The sequence below is a fragment of the Pseudomonas sp. PNPG3 genome (assembly GCF_023093815.1).
GTDB lineage: Bacteria > Pseudomonadota > Gammaproteobacteria > Pseudomonadales > Pseudomonadaceae > Aquipseudomonas > Aquipseudomonas asiatica.
In genome coordinates this window covers 1-1,464 of the sequence record NZ_JALLKV010000120.1, presented here as the reverse complement: position 1 = coordinate 1,464, position 1,464 = coordinate 1, and the positions used below count along the sequence as shown (strand labels likewise).

At 60.7% G+C, this 1,464-nt stretch carries 2 protein-coding genes and 1 pseudogene; all 3 read right to left on the bottom strand.

Going from position 1 to position 1,464, the window contains the following annotated elements; translation table 11 throughout:
• Nucleotides 1-28: 28 nt before the first annotated feature.
• The gene (locus tag MJ643_RS30315) at nucleotides 29-541 is read right to left on the bottom strand and encodes a DUF2514 family protein (protein WP_247727275.1); all 513 of its coding nucleotides are present in this window, start codon (nucleotides 539-541) and stop codon (nucleotides 29-31) included.
• The gene (locus tag MJ643_RS30310) at nucleotides 538-984 is read right to left on the bottom strand and encodes a structural protein P5 (protein WP_247727274.1); all 447 of its coding nucleotides are present in this window, start codon (nucleotides 982-984) and stop codon (nucleotides 538-540) included. The genes MJ643_RS30315 and MJ643_RS30310 overlap by 4 nt, the downstream gene beginning before the upstream one ends.
• 100 nt (nucleotides 985-1,084) lie before the next feature.
• A pseudogene (locus tag MJ643_RS30305) lies at nucleotides 1,085-1,393 on the bottom strand (CatB-related O-acetyltransferase); the annotation flags it as partial.
• Between the last annotated feature and the right edge of the window lie 71 nt (nucleotides 1,394-1,464).

Sequence of the window (1,464 nt, the reverse complement as noted above, 5' to 3'; positions counted from 1 at the left end):
CCAGGGCTTCGTTTTTTCTGCGGGTCATCTACGGCCTCTTCATCCGTTCAACCACCGCCTCACAGGCCAGCCCGGCTATTCGGCTTCGCTCAAGCGCTGTCGCGAGGTCTCCCGCCATTCGGTCAGCTTCTTCAAGCAATCCCCCGAGCACCACAACGGCAGAGATTCCTGCCTGGCGCTGCTGGGCAGCGATGGTATCGCAGGTGGCTCGGTGGCCGTCCCGCAGTCTGGCGATTTCCCCGCGCAGCCCATCAGCAGCAGACTCAGCAGCAGCGGCGCGGCCTTTGGCCAGTTCCAGTTTCTTGCGAGCACTCTCACCCTCCTCGTCCGCCACGGATTGGCGGCGTTGTTCTTCAGCTCTGGCCTGGGCGGCGGCGCGCCGATCGCGCTCGGCCACCTGCAGGCGGTAGTCGGCGAGTTCGGCACGGGCAGATACAGCCTCACCCTGGGCGACCACGACACGGTACTGCTGGCCGCCGGCGACCAACACCAGGGCGATCAGCCACCAGCACCAGGCCGGGACCGCGCCCAGCCAGCTCATGCCAGCGCCCGCCGGATACCCTCATCGATGACCTCTGCCTTGTACGGGTTGCCGCCGTTCTCATGGACGATGATGCCGACCACGGCCTCGCGCAGCACCTTAGGCTTGGAGATGTCGATGGAGTCACGCACGCCGACGCCGAGACGCTTGGCAATGGCCTGGGCGTAGGCCAGGGTGTCGTTCTCACTGGACGGAGCCCAGCGGCTGATGAACTCCAGCGGAGTGTCGATGCCGGGCCGGCCAACGCCGGGCATACCATCCTTGCCCCGGTAGTTGAGCAGCAGCTTGCCCAGGGCTCGGATGCCGTTCTCGGCCTCGTCGAAGCGGGCGAAGCGCGGCTTGGCCACGCCCACCTCCAGCCCAAGCTGTCCCTGCCAAGCGTTGCGGGGGTTGTAGTCGATGTTGCCGGGGTTCAGATTGCGGACGCCGCGAGGTGTGGACATGGTTATCTCCAGGCATTAAAAAACCCGCTCAGAGGCGGGCTTCTTGGTGGTGAGACTGAAAAGTTACGACGAATGATATTCGCAAAATTGTTTACAACTTCTAAGTCAGGCTTTGACGCCCCTCAAGGAGATCAAGGCAAAGGTCGACCGACGTAGAGAAGGATGCAGAACCTAGCTTTTCCCAGAGCTGCACTGGGCTCATCTCCCACCATCGGGACCTTTGAAGTCGATCGATGGTAGCATCATCAAATCGATATTTGATAACTTTAGCGGGAATGCCGCCAACTATGGCATATGGGGGAACATTCGATGTTACTACCGCGCCGGCGGCTATTATGGCGCCATTGCCTATCGTTACCCCGGCCATTATGGTGACTCGCCCGCCAATCCAAACATCACTACCTATTATTACATCTAGATTGCCGTGGCGGTTGCAGGAGCTGAGTGCAACACGGTTATTGAATTAAAGCTGGAGCATCA